The following is a 24,665-nucleotide window of genomic DNA, read 5'->3' on the forward strand; positions in this document are numbered from 1 at the left end:
GCCGGGCGCCTTTGCCTGCACGCCTCTGCCGAGCGCCGGGCCGCTGGCGTCCCTACAGCCGCCAGCCAGCGGACTCGCGCTGGAGGCCCACCATGCGGGCGAACTCGCCGCCGGCGGCAAGCAGCTCTTCGGGCGAGCCCTGCTCGGCCACGCGGCCGTCGCGCAGTACCACGATCTTGTCGGCGGAGAGGACCGTGCGCATGCGGTGCGCTATGACGATGACGGTCTTCCCGGCCAGTAGCCTGGAGAGCGCCTCCTGGACCTGGGTCTCGCTTTCCACGTCCAGGCTCGCCGTGGCCTCGTCCAAAAGGACGATGGGCGCGTCCTTGAGGAGCGCGCGGGCGATGGAGATGCGCTGGCGCTCGCCGCCAGAGAGCCTGGAGCCGTTCTCGCCGATCATGGTCTGGTAGCCGTCCGCCATCCGACCCACGAACTCGTCGCAGTTGGCGGCACGCGCGGCAGCCAGGACCTCCTCGTCGGTGGCGTCTCGGCGGCCCAGGCGGATGTTGCCCATCACCGTGTCGTCAAACAGCAGCACGTCCTGGAAGACCACGGCGTAGTCGGCGAGAAGCGCCTCGGGGTCCACGCCGGCAACGTCGACGCCGCCCACGCGCACCGTGCCCGAGGTGGCGTCCCAGAAGCGCGCGGCCAGGCGGGCGCAGGTGGACTTGCCGGAGCCCGAGGGACCCACCAGGGCCGTGACCTCGCCCTCGCGGGCCACAAAGCTCACGTCCTCCAGGACCTTCTCGCCAGCGCGGCCGTCCGGGCCGGCGCCGTAGCCAAAGGCCACATGGTCAAACTCCACGTCATGGCCGTCCGGGCGGAAGTCCGCGGAGCCCGTGGCCAGTGGCTCATCCATGATGGAACGCATGCGAGAGGCGCTCGTCTGCGCCGCAAAGAGCTCGGAGAGAAGGGCCAGGGCCTGGTCGAAGGGCGCGTAGATGCGCGTGACCATGAGCAGGAAGGCGAAGAGCGTCATGAAGCCGACCTGCCCCGCAGCGACGAGGGAGGCACCCGTGGCGACCGTGGTGGCGATGCCAAGCCGCAGCACCGCATAGGCGCCGTTCACCACCAGGCCGTTGGTGAGCTCGCCCTTGGCGCAAACCCTCTCGCAGCGGTCGACCTGCCCGAAGAGGCCCTCGAGGTAGCGCCCCTCCTGGTTGGTGGCGCGAATCTCGCGCACGCAGTCGAGCGTCTCCTGGATGGCCTCGGTGACCCTGACCTTCTGGGCGCGGTTGGCCTCAAAGAGGGGCTTGAGCGGGCCTCGGCTCGCGAAGAGCATGGCAAAGGCCACCGGGATGCTCCAGAACGCGGCCAGGCTCAGCTGCCAGCAGAAGAGGAGCGATCCCGCAAAGACGATGGAGGTGGAGATGACGGCGCCCCAGAGCTCGCCCAGCACGTGGCTGTAGGCGTGCTCCATGGTCTGGACGTCCCCCATGATGGTCTCGGTGAGGTCGGCCAGGTCGCGGCGGCCAAAGAACGAGAGGGGGAGCTTCCGCAGGCGCTCGGCGATGCCGATGCGCTGCTGGCCGCTCTCCCGGTAGAAGACGCAGTACGTGTTGTTGTACTGCTGCCAGTTGCAGAGGAAGAGAGCCACGGCAAAGGCGGCGAGGCCAAGCGCCAGGACGGGCAGGCCAGGCAGCGGCGCGCCCTCGGTCAGGTGCGCCACGAAGCCATCCATAGCGTAGAAGAGAAAGCCGATGCCGCCCATGGTCACGAGGTTGGTCGCGGTCGTCCAGAAGATGCCGCGCCTCATGCCGGCATAGGCGTTGTCGGAGAGCAGGTACTTCTCCCTAAAGCCGGAAAGCATCAGGCCTCGCCTCCTTCCCGGGCCGCGGCGCCTGCGTCAGCGGCGGCCTCGCTCGAGATCTTCCAGCTTGCGGCGCGCTCGTAGTCGGCCCACATGCGCGCGTAGAGTCCGCCGGCAGAAAGCAGCTCCTGGTGGGAGCCGCTCTCCGCCACGCGCCCGCGGTCAAGGACCACGATCTTGTCCGCGCCCACCACGGTGGAGAGGCGGTGGGCGATCATGATGACCGTTCGACCGGCAGCCAGGCGGGTGAGGGCGCGCTGGATGAGGGTCTCGTTCTCGGGGTCGGCAAAGGCCGTGGCCTCGTCGAGCACCACGATGGGGGCGTCCTTCAGAATGGCGCGGGCAAGCGCCACGCGCTGGACCTCGCCGCCGGAGAGGTATGCCCCGCCGGCACCAAGCATGGTACGGATGCCCTGGGGGAGCTTGGCCACGATGTCGTCGCACTGGGCGGCGGAGAGGGCGGCGAGCACCTCGTCGTCGGTGGCGTCGGGGCGGGCGGCACGGACGTTGTCGGCCAGTGTCTGGCGGAACAGCCGGTTGGACTGGAACACGAAGGCCACCTGGTCCATGAGCTCGTGCGGATCCATCTGGCGCACGTCGACGCCACCCACGGTGACGCTTCCCCCGTCAACGTCCCAGAAGCGCGGCACGAGGCTGGCCGCCGTCGACTTTCCGCCGCCCGAGGGACCGACCAGAGCAAGCGTGCTCCCGGCGGGAACGTCAAAGCTCACGTGGTCGAGCGCGGGCCTCTCGGCGCCCTCGTAGGCAAAGCTCACGTCGCGGAAGGCCACGGCGTTGCCGCTGGGGTGCCGCGGCTCTGCGGCCACGGGCAGCGAGGGCGCCTCGAGCAGCCCCTTCACGCGGGCGAGCGAGTCCGCGCTCATCTGGGAGGCCTCGCCCGCAAACTGCAGCTTTGCCATGGCCGTAGGCACGATGGCCGAGAAGATCGCGTAGAAGGCAAAGTTGGCGAGAAACGCCGCGAAGTCGCCCTCCCCCGGCGCCAGCAGGATGGCGACGGGAAGCAGGAAGACGACGAGGCCGTTCAGGGCCGTGAGCTGGGCCACCTGCGGGGCGCGACAGAACGTGCCCGCATAGTCCATGGCCATCTGCGAGTACTCGACGATGGCGTCGTGGAATGCCCTGAACGAGAAGACCGTCTGCTGGAAGACCTTGACCACGGGGATGCCGCGCACGTACTCGGTGCCCGTGGCGTTCATCCTCGCGAGGGCGCCCATGTACCGCCTCATGAACTTCATGCCGTCGCCGCTCATCATGCGCATGAGGCAGGCGATGGAGACCACCACGGCAAGCAGGCAGGCCGCGCCCAGGCGCCAGTCGAAGACGAAGAACATCACGAGCATGCCCACGACCATTGCCACGGCGCCCGAGACGTCAGGGAGCATGTGGGCGAGCAGGGTCTCGGTCGAGGAGGCGCAGCCGTCGATGACGCGGCGCAGCTCGCCGGAGGGATGCACCGAGAAGTACCCCAGCGGAAGGCGCATGAGGTGCTCGGTCGTCGCCTTGCGCATGTTGGACGCGCACCGGAAGGCCGCCAGGTGCGTGCACATGAGGGCGAGGAAGTACGTGGCGATGCTGGCCAGCGCGAAGCCGACGGCCCACCACCCGTATGCCATGATGCCCGTGGCCGCCTGCCAGTCGGGCGCCACTGCGATGAGGTCGCGGACGACGAGCCAGATGCACACGTAGGGGCCAAAGCCCAGCAGCTGAGAGACGGCGGAGAGCGCGCAGCCCAGGTACGTGAGGCCTCGCCGGCTTCCGGCAAAGTCCAGGAGTTGGGCGATGTCGGAGCGCGGGCGCTTCTCGCCCGATGAGGCGTCTTGCGATGCCATTGGTCCTCCCTTTGGTCGAGGTTGATAAGTTAGCCAGCGTGAACTTATCATGAGTACAGGTTGGGACCGCCGCCGACGGGCGGCTTGCGAACGAAGGCTCAAGCACCGTGGACGAAAGCTCAAGATGACAGGCGCGCACAGGACGCCGCCGGCCGTGACCGGCCTCTACGCCCCGCAGTTCGAGCAGTTTGGCATCGAGCTCGTTGGCGAGGGAGCCGTCTTCACCGGCAAGGTGGCCACCAAGGACGCCGAGGGCAGCGCCTGGGTCATGCCGCTGGGCGCCAATTGCCTGGTCATGGAGCACAGCGTGGTGCCCCGGCACGACATGTCCCTCATGGAGCGTGCGCCCGAGCCGTACGCGTGCGTGACCCAGGTGAGCTCGGCCGCCGTGGACTGCATGCCGGAGGCGGGCATCTCCCCCGCAAACGTCCGGCCGCTGCGCGGACCATGGCCGGCGAGCACCGTGTGCACCTTCGTCCAGAGCAGCTGCGAGGAGCAGTTCTCGCCGCTCAAGGCGGGGCAGCTGTACCACTCGCGCTGCATCGCGTTTCTGCCAGAGTACTTCGAGGAGCTCGACGGCCGCTGGCCCGGGGGCTTTGGGGGACTGTTCGGGGCGTTTGCCAGGCCCTGGGCCGAGGACGCGCAGACGGCCATCGGCGGGGCGCTGCGGCGCCTGACCGCGGCGCGGGTCCGCGGGCACGCCGGCGAGCTCTATGCCACGGGCGTGGTGGAGGCCCTGGTGGCAGACCTCGCGGCATCGTGGGCAGAGGGGCAGCTGGCGGCCGAGCGGGCGGGCAGCGGGACGGCGCGGCTCCTGGCCGAGGAGGCCGCGGCCGAGGTGGAGCGCGCCCTCGACGAGGGCCGGCGGCCCGGCGTGGACGAGCTGGCGGCCCGGCTCTACGTGAGTCGCTCCAAGCTCTGCGCCACCTTCCGGCAGGAGACCGGCGAGGCCGTGGGCGCCTACGTGCGCAGGCGGCGCGGCGAGCGGGCCGAGGAGCTTCTGGGGGACGCCGGCCTCGAGGTCGGTGAGGTGGCCCGCCGACTTGGTTACCCCAGCGCCGGCGCCTTCTGCCAGGCGTTCCGCACTTCTCACGGCGTGAGCCCCAGCGACTGGCGGGCGGCGCAGTAGGCAGGGTTTACTCTGGTATGTACGCTATTGCGGTTTTGATGTTCTGTGGCGAGCAGCGCAGCAAGGCTCTGGCCTGCTGTTCTCTTGGCGAGAAGTGCTTCTCGCCTTTGCATCAATCCCGCAAGTACGTACATACCAGGGTTAAGGCACCGCAGGGGGCTGCCCACAGCCCCATCACGCCTGTGGAGACCTTGCGTTGATTGAAGATGGTTGAGCTATATATGCAACCAAGCCCTCCCGCGGCAACCACCGCCTGAGCTGCGACTTCGCGGTTCTGCCGCAAGCGTGCCGCACGCCAGCTGTCCGCGGAGGGAAAGCCAGCGGCAAGTATCATGTGCCAGCCTTGGGGCATGGTGACCCTCACGGACATATCGGCGCTGGAGAAGATGGCCGCGGACGGCCTGCTGGCGGAGCTTGGCTCGCCGATCTCGGGCGCGGGGCTCGATTGGGGCAGGACGAGCATGCGCGCCATTGGCCATGCCGGGCTGCCCGGCCTTGGAACGTGCCTCTCGGTGGACACCCCGGCTCACGTGCTCGTCTCTTCTCCCCAAGATAGGGTCAGATCAAAGTCCGTCGTGAGCCACGTCTGGAGGGGGCCGCTGCCCGACCGCTCGCTCTTCCAGCTTACCGACGACGTGCTCATAGCGTCACCCGGCCTCGTGCTTGCCCAGATGGCAACGAGCACTCCCCCGCCCGAGCTTGCCGCCGTGGTCATGGAGATGTGCGGCCGCTATGGTCGGGTGCGCTGGACAGAGCGCGGCTTTCTTGACCGCGGGCCGCTCACCACGCCGGACAACCTCAGGGAATACCTGAGGCACCTGCCCGGAAGGCTTTGCGTCCAGCGCGCCGAGCGGGCGACGCGACTCGCGCTCGTCGGGTCAAGGTCGCCCCTTGAGACGTCGTTTGCGCTGATGGTCAGCCTGCCCAAGGAGCTCGGCGGCTGCGGATTTGCGCGGCCGCGGCTCAACCATCGCATTGACCCCTCGACCCAGCTGGCCGTCCTCTGCGACCAGGGGTGGTACGAGGCCGACCTCTGCTGGCCCGAGCAGCGCGTGATTTGCGAGGTCAACAGCAGGCAGGAGCACCTGACGCCTAACGCGCAGGACCACGACGCCGCCAAGACGGGGGCGCTCGAGGCTATGGGCTGGAGGGTCCACTCCGTCACGGTTGGCCTGCTCAAGAGCCCGACCAGCCGAGAAGCGCTCTTCGGACAGATGACGAGCTCTCTTGGGTGTCCTCCGCCGAGCGACAGGCCGGAGGACGTCCGCCGCAGGGGCGAGCTGATGCGGCGCCTGCTGGATTGGTAGCGGATCGGCTGGCATGGCTTACCCCGGTATGTACGTACTTGTATGTTTTATATATCGGCGAGAAGGGCTTCTCGCCAGAAGAGCCGCAGGTCAGAGGGTTGCCGCATCTTCGGCGTCAGAATATCAAAGTCGCAAGAACGTACACACCGGGGTAAAGCGGTGGCCCGTCTACGCCACCGTCTACGCCAGGAAGAGCGCGCCGAGGATTCCCAGGACCAACAGACCACCGAAAGACACGGCGGCGCAGAGCGCGAGAGCCTGAGGAAGCCCCACGCGGCGGCGAAGGCGGCGGCGGTCGGCCAGCACGAAGGCCGCCGAGGCAAAGCCCGCCGGCATCCACGCGCCAAAGGCGAGGAGCCTGAACCAGAGGGGCCACGCGGCTCCGGACCCCGCCGGCTCCGCCACGTTCACCCAGCTCGCAGCCACCAGGACCGCAACCGCCAGGGCCAGCACGACGTTCCATGCGCGACCCGCGGCGGCAGGCACCTCCACTCCGACGGCCCCGGCTGGCGAGAAACGCCTGCCGTCGGCACGCCCCTCCACCGCGCGGGCAAGCTCCTCCGCGCTCGCGTAGCGCGCCTCCGGGTCAAAGCTCATTGCCTTGGCCACAACGCGATGCAGGTCAGATGGCACGTCAGGCCGTTCGGCCAGCTGCCGGGAGTCCATGCCGGGCGCTGGGTCCTCCCCCGTCAGGCAGAACCACAGCACGGCCCCCAGCGCATAGACGTCGCTCCTGACGCTGGTCTGCCCAAAGCCGAACTGCTCCGGCGGGGCGTAGCTGCGGGTGCCCAGACGCGTGGTGTCGGCCTCAGCGCCCTCGCGCCACGTGCGAGCAATCCCCAGGTCAATGAGGACGAAGCTTCTGGGCAGGCCGTTCTTGCCGCCCACCACCATGACGTTTGACGGCTTGAGGTCTCGGTGGATCACCGGGGCGCCCTCGCCCAGTCCCCCGTGGAGAAGCCCCACGGCGCAGACGAGCTGCGGCGCCACCTCGCGCGCCAGCTCCTCGGACGGGCCCTCCTCCCGCACGCAGTCCTCGAGCGTCACGCCAGGTAGCCACTCCATGAGCGCGTTGAGGCGCTCGCCGTCGTTCCAGCAGTCAAGGACGCGCGGCAGGTTGGGGCAGCGAAGGCCCTGGCGCTGGGCGGCCATAAGCCGCTCGTAGGCGTGTCCCAACCCGCAGGCGGCGTCGATCCGCTTGCGCACAAAGGGCCCAAGCTCCCCGCCGTCGCGTCCGCAGAAGACGACCTTCTCCGTGACCTCAAAGTCCGACGACTTGAGCGTCTCCAAAACGCGATAGCTACCCGCCCCCTCGCAAGAGGACAGGTAGCTCGCAAGCTCTGCATCAAAGTCGGCATCAATATCTGTCTTGCGCTCATCCATGAGGCACATGATAACGCCGCTAGCAGACGGTTTTCTCGCCAAAGCGGTAGAGCTCCTCGTTGACCTTCTGCAGTGAGCACCCGCGGTCGATGCAAAAGATGATGATGGCGTCCCGGCGGTCCTTGCAGTTGAGGTTGCTCACCCCGGCCGCCGTGAGCGCGCGGTTGGTCTCGCGCAACGTGAGGGCCATGGCAAACGCTATCTGGAGCACCTTGTCGCGCGAGGGGTTGCGCGCGCCGGTGAAGATCTGGTAGCCAAACGTCTCGTTGAGGTCGGCCATGCGCACCACGCGGGAGCGTGCCAGGCCCTTCTCGTCAAGGAGCTGCTGCAGGTAGGCCGACAGCGTCGTGGCCGGAAAGTCGTGGCCGGCCACGTAGCCGTCTATGCTCGGCGCGTCTAAGAGCTCGGCGAGAAGCTCCTCGGTCAGCTTCTTCTGCGACTGTGGTTGCGTCACACGCGCACCTCCCCTCCCACGAGAACCGGACGACTGACATCTTAGGAGAGCGCCCAGCTTGCCGTCGCGGTCTTCTCGAGCACGTTGCCAAAGTAGAGCACGCGCGCCAGGTCGCCCTTGAAGTAGACGTTGCCAGAGACGGTGCCGCCCTTGGCCAACGTGCCGGAGCTCAGCTCGTCCGAACCATCGCTGTAGTAGCCGCTGGACTGCTGGGCGCCGTTGGCGTCCTCGCCCTTCCAGTCAAAGACGTTGTAGCTGGCACCGTCGTCACCGTTGTTGGTGTAGGTCACGTGGATGCCCGTCATCGCGGAGCCGTCGTAGTTGGCGAGGCCCGGCTCAACGGAGTCGACCGTGACGGAGAGGCCGTCCGGGAGGTTGACGGTGGTCCCGATTACCAGGTTCTCGGTGGACTCCTCGGTCTTCTGCTCCGTCGCAGACTGATCCTTGGCGTCAGACTGCTCCGTCTGCTGAGTGGATTCGGGAGCGGTCGTCGTGGTCTTGTTGCCGCCCATGGACCCGAGTGCCCCCACGACGACGAGAACCACCACGACAATCAAGACGATCTTGCCCATGGGCTTCTTGCCTTCCTTAGCCATCTTTCCTCCTAATGTTGGCTGCTTTGCCGGCTGTTTTGCCGTCGGGGCCCATGGTGAGACGTTGGGGAGGCGATTTCATTAGCTGCCAGCTAATGCCCCGGGGCTCGCGCCTTTCTCGCCGGACGCGACGGGACGGCTGGGCTATGATGTCCTGCGGCGATAGGCGCCCGCGCTGTTCTAATCCGATATCCAGCGCGTAACAAGTTAAAACCAAAGGAGCCATGCATGTTCAAGAAGGTCTGGGAGGACTACAAGGTCCTTCTGCGGAGCATTCCCGCGTCCACCGTCACTCTGTTCATCGTGAGCGTCATCATGATGAACCTCCTAGCAAACAAGGAGCTCATCAGCCTGCCCTGGCTGGCGCTTGACTGCGGCTTTGCCGTGAGCTGGGTCTCGTTCTTGTGCATGGACATGATCTGCAAGCGCTTTGGCGCCCGCGCCTCCATCATGGTCTCGGTCATGGCCCTGGGCATCAACCTGGGCGTAAGCCTGGTCTTCTGGCTGCTCACGCTCACGCCCGGCATGTGGGGCGCCTACTACGACACGGGCCTTGCCGAGGTCAACGACGCCCTGAACGCCACCATCGGCGGCACCTGGTACGTGGTCCTTGGCAGCTCCTGCGCCATGCTCGTCTCCTCCGTGGTCAACTCCCTGCTCAACCAGGCAATCGGCCGCCTGGAGCACAAGAACACCTTCGGGGCCTTCGCGCTGCGCTCCTACGTCTCGACCGGCATCGCCCAGTTCGTGGACAACCTGGTGTTTGCCATCATCGTCTCGCACACGTTCTTTGGCTGGACGTGGCTGCAGGTGCTCACGTGCTCGCTCACCGGCGCCGTGGCCGAGCTGCTCTGCGAGGTGTTTCTCTCCCCCGTCGGCTACCGCGTGGTCCGCGGATGGGAGCGTGAGAACGTGGGCGCACTCTACCTGCAGCGACGCGCGACAGAGACCGGCGCAGGCGCCGAGGCCGCGGAGATCCAACAGTGAGGGTCCTTGTCACGGGAGCGTCCGCAGGCATCGGACGCGCGACAGCCGAGCTCTTCCTGGAGCGCGGGCACGAGGTCGCAGGCTTTGACGTCCAGGCCGCAACGCTGGACCACCCCAGCTACACGCACCACGTGGTTGATGTCCGCTGTCCGCAGGACTTTCCCCGCGGCATCAAGCCAGAAATCATCATCAACAACGCGGGGGTCCAGGACTCTGGCGACGACCTTGGCGTCAATCTTCACGGCACCATCAACGTCACGGAGTTCTATGCCTTTGGGAGAAGGTCTTCCGGCGACATGGGCACCGGTGCGGGTGCGCTTCTGGCCAAGCCCGCCCCGCAGGTGCGCGCCGTGGTCAACGTGGGTTCTGCCAGCGGTCACACGGGAAGCGAGTTTCCCGAGTACGCGGCCTCAAAGGGCGGCGTCATCGCATACACCAAGAACGTGGCCGGTCGGCTTGCCCCGCAGGCGACGTGCAACAGCATCGACCCCGGCGGCGTGCTCACCCCGCTCAACCAGTGCGTCATGGACGACCCCAAGCTCTGGAAGCGCATCATGGGCCTCACGCCGATGCGCCGTTGGGCCACGCCCGAGGAGATTGCGGAGTGGATCTACTTCGTGGCCGTCACCAACCGCTTCATGACCGGCCAAAACCTCCTCATCGACGGCGGCGAGGCCGGCCGCAGCGAGTTCGTCTGGCCCGAGGAGTAGGCAAAGGGGCCGCGGAGACGAGCCCGCAAAAGCCAAGCGTCAAAACAACGCGACGCTGCTCAGAGATCATGCTCGCACCCCCGCGCGTCAGCGGTGGGCAGAATCCGGAACTGCGTGGGACCTTCTTTCAGATAGCCAACGTAGGGCAGTATCCCGCTTTTGCGGCGTATCATCGACCACGGCTCAAAAGTCATCCCAGGAAGGCGACCATGTCAGACGCAGACCGCAAGCCCAGCGAGAAGGGCCCCCAGCCCCAGCACAACGTCCCCGAGGGCTTCGCCCTCGCGTTGGCGCTGGTGGACGCCGTGTCCGTAGCCCTCTTCTGCGCGAGCGCGGTTGTCTTTGGCACCCGCGTCCAGAGCCCGCTCTTTGTTGCCAGCGCCGCGGCGGCGGTGCTCGCCGGGCTCACGCGCCTATCGAGCCTGGCACCGCTGCTGGCGCCGCTTCTGGCGTAAGACATCAACCATCAAACGAAAAGGACGCGCATGACCGCATACAAGCTCTTGGCTCTGGACATGGACGGAACGCTGCTTGACTCCCGCAAGCAGGTGCTCCCCAAGACGGCCGCGGCCCTGGAGCGCCTTGCCGCAGCGGGCGTCGCCGTGGCCTTCTCCACCGGCCGCGGCCTCGCGGAGCTTTCGGACTATGTGCCCAACCTGCCGTTCATCAAGTACGGGTCTTGCATCAGCGGCGGCCTGGTGTATGACTTCTCAAACCAGCGCACCGTCTTTGTCCATCCGTTTGAGACCAAGCTCGCCCTTGAGGTCATGGCGGTGGCCCGCCAGGAGGCCCCCATGGTCCACGTCCTCACCACCACCCAGAGCGTGGCGGCCTCCGAGGCCCTTCCTCACATGGCCGACTTCCACATGGGCATCTACCAGGGCATGTTCGACCGCATTTGCACGCCCGTGGACGACATGCCCGCCTTCGCCCGCGCCAACGAGGGCGCGGTCTGCAAGGTCAACCTCTACCACCGCAGCGCCGAGTCGCGCGAGCGCACCCGCGCGCGCCTGGAGGAGGCCGGCCTTGCCGTCCAGCTTGCCTACGCGGAGGAGACGTCCCTTGAGGTCTCCCCCGCCGGCGTGAGCAAGGCCGAGGGCCTCTCCCGCCTCTGCGACTACCTGGGCATCACGCTCGCCGAGGCCGTCGCCGTGGGAGACGCGCCCAACGACACGCAGGCTCTGCAGGTGGCAGGCCTTCCCGTCGCCATGGGCAACGCCACGCCGGACATAAAGGCCCTGGCCAAGATGGTCGTCGCCGACAACGACCATGACGGCATCGCCGAGGTGGTCGCAGAGGTCTTCGGCGTCACCGCGTAGGCAAGGCGCCCGGCCGCCGCAGGCCAGCGCTTCTCACCCGGTCCCAACGTCCGCCGCCCGCAACCCGGCGCCCGGCGAGAAGCGCTACTCCTCCACCAGCTCCGCCAGCCAGACGTTCAGCGTGTCCACCTCGGGGCAGCAGAACTTGGCCGTGCCGGGGGCGTTTCCGGGGACGGTCCCGCCGTAGCGCAGGATGTCGATGTAGGGAAAGCCCACGTGGCAAGCCATGGAGCACATGCGACCACGGTCCCGGTCAAAGTCAAAGACGTCGCCCGGCTTGTGCCCGTGGTGGCAGCGGCACGTGCCCAGCTGGTCTACGCAGGTGATGCGTATGCGCGGCCGCTTTCCGCGCGGGGCGCCCAGGGGCTTCTCGCCGTCCGCGGCGCCTGTGCCTGCGCCGTCCCCAGCCAGGCACTTCTCGCCGTCTGCGCTACTCACCGTCGATCACGTCCAGGCAGGCCTCGATGGGCAGTCCGGCGGACTTGTCCTGCTGGCCGGCGTTGCGCGCGATGAGCTCGGAGACCACCCGCATGGCGTCTGCCGTGGCGCGCTGCAGCGTCCAGCCGGCCATGACGCGGCCGAGCAGCACCGACGAGAACGTGTCGCCCGTGCCGGGGAAGTAGACCGGGATGAGCTCGAACGGAATGGAGAAGTGCTCGCCGGCCACGTGGTCGTATCCGATGACGGCATTGGTGTCGTCCACCTTGGCGCTCGTGACCACGACGGACTTGGCGCCCAGGCCGCGCATGGCGTCCACCAGCGCGCAGGCCTCCTCGGCGCTGATGCCGTCCTTCATGGGGGTGTCCGTGAGCAGGCAGGCCTCGGTGTAGTTGGGCACCGTGTAGTCCGCGCAGGCCACGAGGTCGCGCATGAGGCCGATGGTGGACTCGGGCACGCCCGCGTAGAGCCTGCCGTTGTCCCCCATGATGGGGTCCACGAAGACCTTGGTGCCCTTGGCGGCGCGCCTGTGGCAGAAGTCGGAGATGATGCGCGTCTCCTCCTCCGTCACGATGAAGCCGGTCGAGATGGCGTCGAACTCAAAGCCCAGCTCCTCCCAGATGGCCAGGCTCTGGCGCACGTACTCGGTGGTGTCATGGATGTAGAACTTGGGGTAGTTGAGCGTGTCGGAGACAAGCGCCGTGGGCAGGTTGTGGATGCGGTAGCCCATGTGGGACAGCACGGGCAGCATGGCAGAGAGCGCCACCTTGCCGTAGCCGCACATGTCGTTGATCAGCAGGAGCTGGGTGTTGTTCATCGGGTTCCCCTCGGGTCTGGGCGACGCGGGGACGCGCCGCAGTCCTCCCAGTCTAGCGCAGGGGCGTCACGGGGTGCGGGCGGCAGGCGCCTGCGACGAGAAGGGCTTCTCGCCGGGCCGTTCTTGCCGTCACAGACGCGTTCCCGCCCTAAATCGACGTTTGGCCCCCTCCAAAGGGGGTCTATTGTCGATTTAGGGCGGGAACGCCAGAGCGGCACCAACAAAGCAGGGGCTCACACCCCGTAGGCCTCCAGGGGGACCTCGTCCACAAGCGGCTCATCGCCAGACGAAGGCTCCACGACAACCAGCGGCTCATGGTCCCGAGGCACGCCAAACGCGTCCAGCAGCTGGCTGAACTTCCAGTTGTCCGCCACGTCCGCAGGCGAGAAACGCACGACAGCGTCGCAGCTCGCCGTGACGCGCGACTCTCGCCTGCGCTCGTCTCGCATGACCTCAAGAACGGACTTGCCACCAGTCATCTTTGGATTGACGTACTTCTCGCCACCGTCGAGCTCACCGGCAATGGTCCGACCATCCGGCAGGCGCCATAGAAAGTCGACGAAGTACTCGCTGCCGTCAATCGGGTCACAAAAGGAAACCTGCAGCTCGGGTGCAGCAAAGCCAAGCTCCCACATGGCGGCCCGAGCAACGGACTCTCCCCCGCTGCCGCTGCGCACGTCGGCAAAGGAAGCCACCTCGCGCGCCCGTGCGACGCCGCGGAAGCCCCCAGGCAGACCGTCCACGTACGAGAGGAACTCCTCCTTGGAGAAGCGCCCGGACACCATAAGCGAGTCAACTACCGCAACGGCATCACGAAAGGGCATCCTGCGCGCACAGTCCAAAGCCGTACGCAACGGCGACGTGGTCCAGATGCCATCGCTATACACCCCGTACGCGTCGTCATCGTTGGCGTACCTGCCATGTACCCTGCCGCCAAGCAGCGACCTGTGACCACTCGAAGACACCACCTCGATGGGCTCGAGGCATGACCAGCTCACCGAAGCACCCAGCACGAACGCCGCCGAGGGCCCGCAGAACACCCATCCAGGCCTCAGGCGAGAAAGGCCACGGATCTTGTGCATCGTCCGCTGACCGCGGTTCAGGCCATCCCAGTACTCCTTTCGCGCATAGAGGCCCGGAAGCGGCTCGACCACCTGGCCGAGCTTCAGGCGTCGGCGCAGGTCCTTGTGAACCAGCTCGCTGTAGGAGTGCAGACAGGCGCCGCGGGTCTCCGCCTCGGCGAGGGACACCTCAACCTGCGCATCGACCTTTTTGCCCGTGCTTCTCGCCCTCATATGGCGCCCTTCGTTCGCCGTCCCGCCGCTCCGTCGTCCTGCCGTTCCAGCCCTAAATCGACGTTTAGCCCCCTCCAAAGGGGGTCTATTGTCGATTTAGGGCGGGAGCGCCGCCGAGTGCCGCCCTGCCGGCGAGAAGGTCGCACAGCCGGCAGACGTCCACGCCCTCAAGCTCGAGCAGCCGGCGCTTGACGTCGAGGCCGCCGGCAAAGCCCGTAAGGGTGCCGTCGGCGCCTACCACGCGGTGGCAGGGTACGATCACGCAGAGCCGGTTTCTGCCCACGGCGCCGCCGACCGCCCGGGCTGACGTCTGTCGGCCCAGGCGCTCCCCCAGCCTGCGGGCCAGCGCGCCGTAGCTGGTCACGCACCCATAGGGCACGCGCTCCAGCTCGGCCCAGACGGCGCGCTGGAACTCCGTGCCGTCCGCGCGGTGCGCGGGCCCGGGCGACGCGGGCTTCTCGCCGGCAAAGTAGCGGGCAAGCCAGTCTCGCGCCGGAGCAAACGCGGCCAGGGCGTCATCGCGCACGAGCTCGCCCGCCGCCCCGCGCTCGAGGTTACGGTCGTGCTCAAACCAGCACCCGGTCAGGACCTCGCCGTCAGACGCCAGCGTCAGCCTTCCGATGAGCTCGGTCTCAAACGTGGTACAGAAGCTCGTCTGCCCCATGCCGCCTCCCGCGCACATTGCGGCCGCTATTCCTCGGGCTGCTCCTTGGCCTGCGCGGGGGCGGGCTCGGCGGCCTTGGGCTCCTTATTGGAGCGGTCGAACTCCTCGCGCGTGAGGACGTCCTCGATGCGCAGGTTGACGCCGGCGACCTCAAGGCCCGTCATGCCCGTGACCTGCTTGACCACGGCCTTCTTGACGTCCTCGAAGACCTGCGGCGCATAGGCGCCGTACTCGATGAGCACGGAGATGTTCACGCGCACGGCGCTCTCGGGCGTGACCTCGACGGTGACGCCCTTCTTGGTGTCGCTCGCGCCAAAGGCGTCCTGGACGCGGTTGAACCAGCTGCCCTTCATGCCCACGACGCCGGGGACATCGCGCATGGCCAGTGCCACGATCTTCTCGATGACGCCGTTGGAGAAGGTCAGGGAGTCCTCGGAGTCCTCGTCCTCCTCGTCGCCGGCGGCAAGGTCGATGTCGGTTCCGGCGGGCTCGACGGCAGCGAGCTCATCGGCGCCCTCGATGGCCTCGGGCTCGATGGCAGCCTGCTCGACCTCGGTGTTCTTGTCCTCGCTCATGTGTGCTCCTTGGGTCTAGAGGGCGCGTGCGCCCGAACTGCCTCTACTGGTTGTTGGAGAAGAGCCTCTGCAGCGCCCTGATGAGCTTGGGGTCTCCGTCCACGAGCTGGCCCACCGCGATACCCGCCACGACGAGCACGGCCACGATGAGCGTCTTGAGGATGCCGAAGGCCAGAAGCACCACGGCTGCCACCAGGCCAAAGACGCCGCCCCAGAAGGCGTTCTCGTGCCCGGGGAAGGTCTTGCCCACCCACGCGGAGACGCGCGAGAAGCCCGCCTGCGCGGAGTCGGCCGAAGACGCGCCGGACGGCTGGGGGCCCTTGGACGCGCCGTCCTTGCCGCCGGCGTCCCCGGCGTTGCCCTGGCCCGTGGCCGGAGCGGCCTCGGGAGCTGCTCCCAGCTCCACCTTGGGCTTGGGTGACTTGTCGCTCTCTGCCATGTCTATGCCTCCCTCGCGCCGTCATGGGAAGCACCCATGGGCACCGTGATCTCGCTGGTTGAATCCGCCGCGCCGGGCTCGACGGCAACGGCGGCAATGGCGGCCGCGCCTGCGGCGCCTGCCACAGCCTCGTCGGCCTCGTACTCGGCAGGGGCCGCCTGGACGGCGGTGGTGACGGCCTCCGGCTCCACGAACTCCAGGCTCACGTCCTCGAGCTTGTCGCCGCAGACGGCGGCAAGGCCCAGGCAGAGCTCCTCGTGGAGCTGGGCGCCCTTCTCCACCACGTCGACGGACTCGTGCGGGAGCACCCGGACGTGCACGCGGACGTGGCCGCGCGGCTTGGCCGAAACGCTCACGCGGGCGGCGGCGCAGGAGCCGTCGGCCTCCACGATGTGGGAGGCCTGGGACGCAATGGCCGCGCGCGTGACGGAGATGACCCCGCCATCGACGGTGGTGACCTCGACGGTCTTGACGCGGCGAGAGAAGAGCGCGCGCAGTAGCGTCACCACAAGGCCCACGGCAGTGATGCAGAAGCAGACCTCGAGGGCCATCCAGTACTCGTTGATGACCATGAGGGCGCTTGCCACGTCAGTCCAGGGGCCGACCCAGGTGAGGCCCAGCGCCGCCAGCGTGAAGACGCCCGCGAGCGACCAGACTGCCAGGCACAAGCGCTTGAAACCACCCATGACTACCCCCTGCCGTAAGACGTTGCTACCCGACTAGCATACCCCTCGCGCCGGACGCTTACTCTGACGCCTCGGGCGCGCCGCCGGCGGCGCAGGCGTCCTCCGGGGCGTCGTGGCCGGCCGTGGCCGCGCGCACGAAGACGATGCCCAGGACCGCCGAGGTGAGGGACCCCACGAGGATGGCGCACTTGGCGGCCATGACCTCGGAGGCGGAGGCAAACGCCAGGCCGGAGATGAGGATGGACATGGTGAAGCCCAGGCCGCCCATGATGCCCACGGCGGCCACCTGCACCCAGTCCATGTTCTTGGGGAGCTTGGCAAAGCCGATCTTGACCAGAAGCAGCGTCACCGAGATGATGCCGAGCGGCTTGCCCAGGACGGCGCCGAAGAAGACGCCGCGGGTCACCGGGTCCATCACAATGGCGCCGAAGTCGGCGCCCACCAGGCGCAGCTGCGCGTTGACGAAGGCAAACAGCGGCAGGATGAGGAAGTTCACCGGGGTGGAGATGTAGTGCTCCATGCGCTGCAGGGGCGGCGTGACGTGGTGCATGACGCGCTCCACGCGCATGGCGGTGTGGGTGAAGCCGTTCTGGCCCAGGACGTGGAGGCCCTCGTCGTAGACCTCGTCGAGGTCCTGGGCGCGGTTCTGCAGCCAGTCGGAGAGGTCGGAGAGGCGCACGTCGGACTTGCTGGGCAGGGCAAAGGCCAGGATGACGCCGGCCAGCGTGGCGTGGATGCCGGAGTTGTACATGCAGAACCACAGCGCCAGGCCAACCAGGGCGTAGGGCTTGAGCGAGTAGACGCGGGCGTGGTTTAAGCCCCACAGGACCACGATCACGATGCCCGAGGCGGCGCACCACGCAACGTCCGGGGACTGGCCGTAGAACAGGGCAATGACCACGATGGCCAGAATGTCGTCGGCGATGGCGAGGGTCTGGAAGAAGACCTTGGTCTCGGACGAGATCTTGTCGCCAAGGAGGGACACCACGCCCAGCGCGAAGGCGATGTCGGTGGCGATGGGCACGGCCCAGCCATGGGTCTGGCCGCCCCAGTTGAGCACCAGGTAGATGAGGGCGGGGAAGCACACGCCACCCACCGCCGCCAGCATGGGCAGGGCCGCCTGGCGCGGACGGCGGAGCTGGCCCACCGTCATCTCGTACTTGAGCTCGATGCCCACCAGCAGGAAGAAGATGGCCATCAGGAAGTCGTTGACAAAGGACTCCACGCTCATGGCGATGAGGTGCGTGCCGATGCCGATCTCGAGCGGCTCGCGCAGGAACTCCTCCACCGCCTCAAAGGCCGGTCCGTTTGCCACCACGAGGGCCAGCAGCGCCGCGCCGACCATCACCGCCGCGGCTATGGTGCCGTTGGAGGCTATCTCGTGCAGGACTCCCCTGCGCTCGGTGCGCTTGATGACCGCGGGCTCCTCGTAGATGCTCTGTGCCATTTCTGCCTTTCTGTCAGTCGGCTGGCGAGAAGTGCCTCTCGCCGGGGAGTTCTATCGCCGCTCGTCCTGGAGCGCGAGCGTCTGCTCGACGTAGACCTTTGCCGCAAGCGACGCCACGGCCGCCTCGAGCACGTGCGCGAGCTCGGCAGGGGCCTCAGTGAGGCGAGGCTCGGCCGCCGGGGCGCCGTCGCAGAAGCGCTGCGCCAGCGACTGCTCCAGCAGGGCCACGACCTCGTCATACAGCGCGGAGACGTCCACGTCAGACCTATCAATCATACCCATCATGCTGGCGATCTGCCCTATGGAGTAGACGCGCTTCATGGCCGTGACAAACAGCAGTGACGCCACGTGGCGGCGGGTGTAGCGCTTGCGGCGCGGCGCCGGCACCACCTTCTGCTTGACGTAGTTGTTGACCATGGAGCCCGTGATGGCGACCTCTCCGGGGAGCATCACGGGGGCGAGCTCGCCGGCCACGATGGCCAGAACCTGGTCCAGGTAGAGCTCGATGCGCGGCAGCTCCGAGATGCGCGATATGTGAACGTGCGCCATGCGCTCAGGGAGCGGGAGTCGGGAGGCCTCCGCGGCCGCTGCCTCGTCTTTGCTGACGTGTGCCATGCGTGTGCCCTTCTTGCCGAATTGGCGTTGGTGTGTTCCTCATGCACCTAGTATCAAATACTAGATATAACGGTTATAGTCACTCTAGAAGGATACCCCACGCCCCCGGGCGCGGGCAGTCACGGGGAGAAACGCATGAACCAGCAGCGAATCTGCGTCATCACGGACACGGGCACCGACACGCCGGCGGACTTCTGCGCCAAGCACGACGTGCGCGTGGTGCCGCTGCGCGTCAACTACTCCGACGGCAGCTCCTACGAGAGCGGCGTGGACATCACCACGGACGAGGTCGTGGCCCGCTTTGGGCAGGAGGTGCCCAAGACCTCCCTGCCCTCCCCCGAGCGCATTGCCGATGCGTTTGCCCAGGCCAAGGCCGACGGCTACGTTGCCGCCATCTTTGTGAGCATCTCCAGCGGCCTCTCCGCCACGTGCGAGACGGCCCGGATGGTGGCCCGCACCATGGAGGACTTCCCCGTGGCCGTGGTGGACACGCGCAGCATCGGCGTGGCCGCCGGGCTGGTGGTCATGGAGGCCGTGCGCCAGATAGAGGCCGGCGTGCCCTTCTCGTCGCTGCCCGTCATGCTGGAGATCACGGCCAAGAGCACCAGCGTCTTCTTTGCCGTGCGCGAGCTCTCCTTCCTGCGCGCGGGCGGGCGCATCAGCGAGGCCGCCTACCGCCTGGGCTCCGTGCTCAACATCAAGCCGGTCTTTACCTGCGACGAGGAGGGCCACTACGCCGTGCGCAAGAAGGCCCGCGGCTGGGGACGAGCCCTGGACGCCGAGGTGGCGCTCATCGAGGAGCTGGCGCGCAGGTACCCCAAGGTGCGCCTGGCCATCAGCTGCACCGAGGCCTGCGCGGACGCCTACCCGGAGCTTGAGGCAAAGCTTCGCCGCCAGGTTGACAACGCGGTGGAGATCGTGCGAAGCGACATCTCACCCGCGCTGCTGGTCCACACCGGCCCAGAGCTCATCGGCCTGGCCGTCCAGGGGCTGTAGGCAGCCGCGGCGGGGCCTTGCCGCCGACGTCGTCCAAACGCAAGCCGCCCGGCGAGAAGTTCGCGCTTCTCGCCGGGCGGTCTTTGTGCGGGGCTGCGGTGCGGCCCTGCGGCGGAGCCTACGCCATGAGGGCGCCGGCGACCATGTGGCCAACGATGCGGGCGCAGTCGCGCGCGGCCTTCTCCTCGAAGGTGTTGTAGTCCACGACCTGGTCGGCGGCGCCAGGCTTGTCGGAGATGGCGCGGACGACGACGAAGGGGACCTCGTTCAGCCAGGCGGCCTGCGCGATGGCCGTGCCCTCCATCTCGCAGCACATGCCGCCGAAGCCCTCGGTGATGCGGTTCTTCTGCTCTGCGCTGGCGATGAACTGGTCGCCGGAGACCACGCGGCCGGCGTAGGCGTGGATGTCGGGCGCCACCTGGGCCGCGGCGGCAAGCGTGGCCTCGCGAAGGCCCTCGTCGGCCGGGAAGTTGATGGTGCCCACGCCCGGAATCTCTCCGGGACGGTAGCCGAGCGGCGTCACGTCGAAGTCGTGCCAGACGCAGTCCGTGGAGACCACGAGGTCGCCCACGTCCAGGCGGTCGTCGAGCGAGCCGGCCACGCCCGTGTTGATGACGTGGCTCACGCCAAAGCGGTCCACGAGCACCTGGACGCAGATGCCGGCGTTGACCTTGCCGATGCCGCACTGCACGACGACGACCGGCGTGCCGCCGAGCGCGCCCTCGCAGAACTCCATGCCGGCAACGCGCGTGACCTGCGCCTCGCTGAGCTGCTCCTTGAGGAGGGCCACCTCAGACGCCATGGCCCCGATAATTCCAACCTTCATGCAATGCCCCCTTGCGGTCCTTGGTTCTTGCGGTTTGGGGCGAGCGAGCGCCCCGTCTATTCCTACCCCTGCGGATACGTCATATGCGCATCGTCGATCTTGTACAACGTCTGCTCAAGGTAGCGGCGGGCCCACCAATGGGCGGCGTTGAGGTCGGCGTCGTGCCAGTTGCCGCACTCGGCGGGGTGGGCGCCGGGAATCTCGTCCTCAAAGTCGCGCGCGAACTCGAAGGCGCGCGTGACCAAGTCGATGACGTCGGCAGACTCGTACTTGCCAAAGAGAACCAGGTAGAAACCCGTGCGGCAGCCCATGGGGCCAAAGTAGACCACGCGGCTGGACCACTCGGGGTCGTTGCGCAGGAAGGTGGCGCCCAGGTGCTCCAGGGCGTGGACGGCCGCGGTGTCCATGACAGGCTCGCGGTTGGGGGCGGTCAGGCGAAGGTCAAAGGTGGTGATGACCGCACCCGTGGAGGGGTCCGCGTCCTGGCGGCTCACGTAGACGCCCGGCTCAAGGAGCAGGTGGTTGACGGTGAAGCTTGCGATGAGGTCCATGGGCAGGTCCTTTCTGGACTGGTGGCGGCACCGGGCGGGCCCGGGATGCCGCCCGTTGCTACTGGCTGAGGGCGCAGGCGAGCCAGGGCCTTCCCTGGAGCGCCCGGGTGACGCGGTCCTGCGCCGAGGAGAAGACCACGCCCTCGTTGACGTGCAGGCGCACCTCTCCCTGCGTGCCGTAGGCCGTGAGCGCGTTGAAGACGACCTCCACGTCAAAGGCCGGGTCGAGGTCTGCGCCCAGGACGTCACGGGCCGCCTGCTTGCACTCCGCAGCCACGGCGTCGAGGTCCGCGCCCGGCCTGACGGCTATGGGGACCGTCGCCAGGCCCATGCCCCAGGCCGTGCGGTGCGTGAGCGAGGTCTTGTTGAGCACGGAGTTGGGGATGACCTCGACGTCTCCCGAGCGGTGGCGGACGGTAGTGCTTCTCCACGTGACGTCGGTGACCTCGCCGGTGACCGAGCCGACGCTGATCTTGTCGCCCGGCTTGATGACCTTGCCGGCCATGAGCGAGAGGCCGCTGATGAGGTTTGAGATGGTGTCCTGCAGGCCCAGCGAGATGGCCACGGAGGCCACGCCCAAGGCGGTCACAAAGCCCGAGGGGTCCATGCCAAAGACCGGCTGCAGGATGGAGAGCACCGCCAGCGACCAGATGAGCGCTCGCAGGATGTTGAGGAAGATGGACGCGCTGGGCACGTCGCTGGCTTTCAGGACGCGACGGGCCAGGCGCAGCGCAAAGTGCTGCACCACCAGGGCCACCACCACGGCGGCGGCCACCGTCAGTCCCTTGGCGAGAAGTGCGTTGAGCTGATCCATGCTTTTCTCCCCTGCCGACGCGGGCGCGCTGGCCCTAGCTGACCTTCACGATGGGCGCGAAGCCCTTGAGGAGCTTCTTGGTCTTGCCCGTGCGGGTGAACTTGACCTCGATGGTGTCTCCGGAGACGCCGATGACCACGCCGGGGCCGAAGGTCTTGTGGGCCACGTGGTCGCCCTTGGCAAAACCGTCGGAGGCAGCGGCCGCGCGCGGGGCGGCAGCGGGCGCCGCGACGTCGGACGCCTTGCGGGCGTGTGGCGCGATGGGCGGCAGGCCGGAGGCGCGGCGGGAACCAAAGGTGCCGGCCGTGGCGGACGCCGCGGCCGAGCGCGGGGCGCCGCCCGTGGAGCGGGTGCGCTGGCCGAAGACGTGGCCGCCGTAGGCCTCGGTGCCGCTGCCGAAGGTGCCGTGGCGGTCTCCGCGCTTGGCGTTGTGGATGCCGCCGAAGCCCATGGAGCCCACGCCCACGCGCGTGCAGTCCGCCTCGGGGATCTCCTGGAGGAAGCGGCTGGGCGGGTTGGTCTGGACGGAGCCGTAGGTGCGGCGCGTGGCGGCGTGCGTGAGGTAGAGCTTCTTGCGGGCGCGCGTGATGGCGACGTAGGCCAGGCGGCGCTCCTCCTCGAGCTTGGCCGGGTCGGAGTCGCCGAAGGTGGTGTGGGGGAAGATGCCCTCCTCCATGCCAGTGACGAAGACCATGGGGAACTCCAGGCCCTTGGCGGAGTGGATGGTCATCATCGTGATGGCGTGCTGCTGGCCCGCGAGGGAGTCAAGGTCGCTGCGCAGGGCGAGCCACTCCATGAAGGCGGGGAGCTTCTCGGCGGCCACGGGCGGCCTTGCGGCAGACCCGTCGCTGGGCTCGGCGCTCGCTGCGCTCGCTCGCTGAGGCGACTCGCCTTGCGACGGGTCTGCCGCAAGGCCGGCGGCCACAGAGGCTCCGTCCGCTGCCGCCGGGGGAGAATCGAGCGCGCCGGCGGCGCGGAGCTGCTCGAGGGACTCGAGGGTCTCCTGTACGTCGTCGTGGGTCTCATCGAACTCGGCGGCGACGCCCATGAACTCTCGGATGTTCTCGATGCGGCCCTGGGCCTCGTCGGAGTGCTCAGCCTCGAGAGCCTGGATGAGGCCGGCCTTGTCGACGATGGCCTCGACCACCTTGGCCAGCTCGCCCTCGAAGTGGCGGCCGGCCTCGATGGCGCCGGTGAAGCCGGCGAGCGCCTGGCGTACCTTTGCCGAGAGCAGGCCGGCCTCGCAGATGCCCTGCTGGCAGGCGGCGAAGAACGAGATGCCCTCGTCGGCCGCGAGCTGCGAGATCTTGGCGATGGAGGTGCTGCCGATGCCGCGGCGCGGGGTGTTGATGACGCGCTGGACGGCCACGTCGTCATCGGGGTTGCAGACGGCCTTGAGGTAGGCCATGACGTCGCGAATCTCCGCGCGGTCGAAGAAGCGCGTGCCGCCGACAATCTTGTACGGCACGCCAGCGCGCAGGAACATGTCCTCGAGGATGCGGGACTGGGCGTTGGTGCGGTAGAAGACGGCGATGTCGTCGTAGCTCACGCCCTTGCCGTGGGCCTTCTCGATCTCCCCGCCGATCCAGCTGCCCTCCTCGCGCTCGTCCGCGGCCTGGTAGACGCTGATCTTCTCGCCGTCTCCGGACGTGGTGAACAGGCGCTTTGCCTTGCGGCGGGAGTTGTGGGCCACCACGGCGTTGGCCGCGTTCAGGATGTGGCCGGTGGAGCGGTAGTTCTGCTCCAGGCGGACGGTGCGGGCATCCGGGTAGTCCTTCTCGAAGTCCAGGATGTTCTGGATGTCGGCGCCACGCCAGGAGTAGATGGACTGGTCGTCGTCGCCGACGACCATGAGGTTTCTGAACTTGGCGGCCAGCAGGTTGGTGATGGCGTACTGGACATGGTTGGTGTCCTGGTACTCGTCGACGCTGATCTGCAGGAAGCGGTCCTGGTAGCCCTCGAGGATGCCCGGGTTCTTGGAGAGCAGCTCGTAGGTCTTGACCAGCAGGTCGTCAAAGTCCATGGCGTTGGCCTTGGCCAGGCGGGCGTCCAGGGCGCGGTAGACGCGGCCGGCGGCGCGGTCGGCCGGGTTGGTGGAGCTCTCCAGCTCGGCGGGACCAACCATGGCGTTCTTTGCCGAGGAGATCTTGGAGCGGATGCCGTTGATGGGGAACTGCTTCTGGTCGATGCCAAGGTCGTTCATGATGCTCTTGACCAGGCGCTTTGAGTCATCGTCGTCATAGATGGTGAAGTTGGGCGCGTAGCCGATGGCCTCGGGGTCCTCGCGCAGCATGCGCACGCACATGGCGTGGAAGGTGCAGACCCACATGCCGCGCGTGCCGCCGGGAAGCAGGGCGCCCAGGCGCTCGCGCATCTCTGCGGCGGCCTTGTTGGTGAAGGTGATGGCCAAGACCTGCCAGGGACGAACGCCCTCGTCGGCGATCATGTGGGCGATGCGCATGGTCAGCACGCGGGTCTTGCCGGAGCCGGCGCCCGCCAGGACCAGCAGCGGGCCATGGGTGCACTCGACGGCCTCGCGCTGGGCGGGGTTGAGGCCGTCCAGGTCGAGCGCGGGCCGCGCCGGAGCGGGAGCCGGGACGTAGGCAGGCTCGGGCGAGGGGGCCGGGACGTAGTCCGCGGGAACCTCCAGGGCGGGTTGCTCCTCGTAGGCAGCGTAGTCGGCATAGGCGTCCATGGGCACCTCGTCGGCGGGGACGGGGGTCGGAGCCGAGGTCACGGGCTGTGCGGGCGCGACGGGGACGGCATCAAAGAGTGACTGCTGGTTGTAGGTCATCTGGCGGGGGTCCTTCTCGCTTGGTCTTATGCGGCCTACGAGTTTACCCGCCCCACCAGACCGATTGCAGGGCTGCGAGAAATCAGCAGAGGCGTGAGGCGGGGGCCGGCTGCGCAGAACTGACCTTGGTGTGAGGATTTTTGATTCTGTTGCGCAGAAGTCCGCT

At 67.7% G+C, this 24,665-nt stretch carries 25 protein-coding genes; 7 read left to right on the forward strand and 18 right to left on the reverse strand.

What is annotated here, in order from left to right; all coding sequences use genetic code 11:
• Positions 1-52: 52 nt before the first annotated feature.
• Positions 53-1,810 carry an ABC transporter ATP-binding protein gene (locus tag DXV50_RS06135; protein WP_117205376.1) on the reverse strand — a complete coding sequence of 586 codons (1,758 nt, stop codon included), beginning with the start codon at positions 1,808-1,810 and terminating at the stop codon, positions 53-55.
• Positions 1,810-3,660, reverse strand: coding sequence for an ABC transporter ATP-binding protein (locus DXV50_RS06140; protein WP_198666421.1), 1,851 nt, complete (start codon positions 3,658-3,660; stop codon positions 1,810-1,812). The genes DXV50_RS06135 and DXV50_RS06140 overlap by 1 nt, the downstream gene beginning before the upstream one ends.
• A gap of 124 nt (positions 3,661-3,784) precedes the next feature.
• Between DXV50_RS06140 and DXV50_RS06145 the strand changes: the two genes are divergently transcribed.
• Positions 3,785-4,789 carry a helix-turn-helix transcriptional regulator gene (locus tag DXV50_RS06145; protein WP_198666422.1) on the forward strand — a complete coding sequence of 335 codons (1,005 nt, stop codon included), beginning with the start codon at positions 3,785-3,787 and terminating at the stop codon, positions 4,787-4,789.
• Between the two features lie 332 nt (positions 4,790-5,121).
• On the forward strand, positions 5,122-6,096 hold the full coding sequence (locus tag DXV50_RS06150) for a PDDEXK family nuclease (protein WP_117205378.1): 975 nt from the start codon (positions 5,122-5,124) through the stop codon (positions 6,094-6,096).
• Between the two features lie 180 nt (positions 6,097-6,276).
• Here DXV50_RS06150 and DXV50_RS06155 read toward each other — a convergent pair whose 3' ends face one another.
• From DXV50_RS06155 to DXV50_RS09700, 3 genes are read right to left on the reverse strand one after another with little or no spacing between them, the layout of a single operon-like run.
• Positions 6,277-7,488, reverse strand: a complete 1,212-nt coding sequence (locus DXV50_RS06155; RefSeq protein WP_117205379.1) for a serine/threonine protein kinase — start codon at positions 7,486-7,488, stop codon at positions 6,277-6,279.
• A gap of 10 nt (positions 7,489-7,498) precedes the next feature.
• The gene (locus DXV50_RS06160) at positions 7,499-7,933 is read right to left on the reverse strand and encodes an XRE family transcriptional regulator (RefSeq protein WP_117205380.1); all 435 of its coding nucleotides are present in this window, start codon (positions 7,931-7,933) and stop codon (positions 7,499-7,501) included.
• A 41-nt stretch (positions 7,934-7,974) separates the two neighbouring features.
• Positions 7,975-8,529, reverse strand: a complete 555-nt coding sequence (locus DXV50_RS09700; RefSeq protein WP_198666423.1) for a DUF4352 domain-containing protein — start codon at positions 8,527-8,529, stop codon at positions 7,975-7,977.
• A gap of 225 nt (positions 8,530-8,754) precedes the next feature.
• On the opposite strand from DXV50_RS09700, the gene DXV50_RS06170 reads away from it, so the two are divergent.
• The 4 genes from DXV50_RS06170 (at position 8,755) to DXV50_RS06185 (ending at position 11,542) form a co-directional block, all read left to right on the forward strand.
• Positions 8,755-9,513 (forward strand): VUT family protein, encoded by a 759-nt coding sequence (locus DXV50_RS06170; protein ID WP_117205381.1) that lies wholly within the window; start codon positions 8,755-8,757, stop codon positions 9,511-9,513.
• Positions 9,510-10,223, forward strand: coding sequence for an SDR family NAD(P)-dependent oxidoreductase (locus tag DXV50_RS06175; RefSeq protein ID WP_117205382.1), 714 nt, complete (start codon positions 9,510-9,512; stop codon positions 10,221-10,223). The genes DXV50_RS06170 and DXV50_RS06175 overlap by 4 nt, the downstream gene beginning before the upstream one ends.
• Before the next feature lie 209 nt (positions 10,224-10,432).
• Positions 10,433-10,678 (forward strand): hypothetical protein, encoded by a 246-nt coding sequence (locus tag DXV50_RS06180; RefSeq protein ID WP_117205383.1) that lies wholly within the window; start codon positions 10,433-10,435, stop codon positions 10,676-10,678.
• Between the two features lie 30 nt (positions 10,679-10,708).
• Positions 10,709-11,542 (forward strand): Cof-type HAD-IIB family hydrolase, encoded by an 834-nt coding sequence (locus DXV50_RS06185; protein WP_117205384.1) that lies wholly within the window; start codon positions 10,709-10,711, stop codon positions 11,540-11,542.
• 84 nt (positions 11,543-11,626) lie between these two features.
• Here DXV50_RS06185 and DXV50_RS06190 read toward each other — a convergent pair whose 3' ends face one another.
• The 9 genes from DXV50_RS06190 to DXV50_RS06230 all read right to left on the reverse strand — a co-directional run bounded on the left by DXV50_RS06190 (position 11,627) and on the right by DXV50_RS06230 (position 18,518).
• A complete protein-coding gene (locus DXV50_RS06190) occupies positions 11,627-11,980 on the reverse strand; it encodes a TIGR04076 family protein (RefSeq protein WP_232817475.1) in 354 nt (117 codons plus the stop codon).
• Positions 11,973-12,797, reverse strand: coding sequence for a bifunctional hydroxymethylpyrimidine kinase/phosphomethylpyrimidine kinase (locus tag DXV50_RS06195; RefSeq protein WP_117205385.1), 825 nt, complete (start codon positions 12,795-12,797; stop codon positions 11,973-11,975). The genes DXV50_RS06190 and DXV50_RS06195 overlap by 8 nt, the downstream gene beginning before the upstream one ends.
• A 233-nt stretch (positions 12,798-13,030) precedes the next feature.
• The gene (locus DXV50_RS06200; RefSeq protein ID WP_117205386.1) at positions 13,031-14,092 is read right to left on the reverse strand and encodes a hypothetical protein; all 1,062 of its coding nucleotides are present in this window, start codon (positions 14,090-14,092) and stop codon (positions 13,031-13,033) included.
• 85 nt (positions 14,093-14,177) lie between these two features.
• On the reverse strand, positions 14,178-14,756 hold the full coding sequence (locus DXV50_RS06205; RefSeq protein WP_117205387.1) for a methylated-DNA--[protein]-cysteine S-methyltransferase: 579 nt from the start codon (positions 14,754-14,756) through the stop codon (positions 14,178-14,180).
• 26 nt (positions 14,757-14,782) lie between these two features.
• Positions 14,783-15,331 carry an Asp23/Gls24 family envelope stress response protein gene (locus tag DXV50_RS06210; RefSeq protein WP_117205388.1) on the reverse strand — a complete coding sequence of 183 codons (549 nt, stop codon included), beginning with the start codon at positions 15,329-15,331 and terminating at the stop codon, positions 14,783-14,785.
• A 43-nt stretch (positions 15,332-15,374) separates the two neighbouring features.
• The gene (locus DXV50_RS06215; RefSeq protein ID WP_117205389.1) at positions 15,375-15,770 is read right to left on the reverse strand and encodes a DUF2273 domain-containing protein; all 396 of its coding nucleotides are present in this window, start codon (positions 15,768-15,770) and stop codon (positions 15,375-15,377) included.
• 2 nt (positions 15,771-15,772) lie between these two features.
• A complete protein-coding gene (locus tag DXV50_RS06220) occupies positions 15,773-16,456 on the reverse strand; it encodes an Asp23/Gls24 family envelope stress response protein (RefSeq protein ID WP_117205390.1) in 684 nt (227 codons plus the stop codon).
• 58 nt (positions 16,457-16,514) lie between these two features.
• Positions 16,515-17,903: a Na+/H+ antiporter NhaA gene (gene nhaA, locus DXV50_RS06225; RefSeq protein WP_117205391.1), complete on the reverse strand. Its 1,389-nt coding sequence runs from the start codon at positions 17,901-17,903 to the stop codon at positions 16,515-16,517.
• Positions 17,904-17,954: 51 nt separating this feature from the next.
• Entirely contained in the window at positions 17,955-18,518 is a 564-nt protein-coding gene (locus tag DXV50_RS06230) for a DUF1836 domain-containing protein (RefSeq protein WP_117205392.1), read from the reverse strand.
• Positions 18,519-18,653: 135 nt separating this feature from the next.
• Between DXV50_RS06230 and DXV50_RS06235 the strand changes: the two genes are divergently transcribed.
• Complete coding sequence (locus DXV50_RS06235) at positions 18,654-19,514, forward strand: DegV family protein (RefSeq protein WP_117205393.1); 861 nt, start codon at positions 18,654-18,656, stop codon at positions 19,512-19,514.
• Between the two features lie 118 nt (positions 19,515-19,632).
• Here the strand turns inward: DXV50_RS06235 and DXV50_RS06240 are convergent, their stop codons facing one another.
• The 4 genes from DXV50_RS06240 to DXV50_RS06255 form a co-directional block, all read right to left on the reverse strand.
• On the reverse strand, positions 19,633-20,340 hold the full coding sequence (locus DXV50_RS06240) for a 5'-methylthioadenosine/adenosylhomocysteine nucleosidase (RefSeq protein WP_117205394.1): 708 nt from the start codon (positions 20,338-20,340) through the stop codon (positions 19,633-19,635).
• 62 nt (positions 20,341-20,402) lie between these two features.
• Positions 20,403-20,891, reverse strand: a complete 489-nt coding sequence (locus DXV50_RS06245) for an S-ribosylhomocysteine lyase (RefSeq protein ID WP_117205395.1) — start codon at positions 20,889-20,891, stop codon at positions 20,403-20,405.
• Between the two features lie 58 nt (positions 20,892-20,949).
• Positions 20,950-21,705 (reverse strand): mechanosensitive ion channel family protein, encoded by a 756-nt coding sequence (locus DXV50_RS06250; protein ID WP_117205396.1) that lies wholly within the window; start codon positions 21,703-21,705, stop codon positions 20,950-20,952.
• 34 nt (positions 21,706-21,739) lie between these two features.
• Positions 21,740-24,499 (reverse strand): ATP-dependent helicase, encoded by a 2,760-nt coding sequence (locus DXV50_RS06255; protein WP_232817476.1) that lies wholly within the window; start codon positions 24,497-24,499, stop codon positions 21,740-21,742.
• Positions 24,500-24,665 lie beyond the last annotated feature (166 nt).

The sequence above is a fragment of the Paratractidigestivibacter faecalis genome (genome assembly GCF_003416765.1).
In the GTDB taxonomy this organism is placed as follows: domain Bacteria; phylum Actinomycetota; class Coriobacteriia; order Coriobacteriales; family Atopobiaceae; genus Paratractidigestivibacter; species Paratractidigestivibacter faecalis.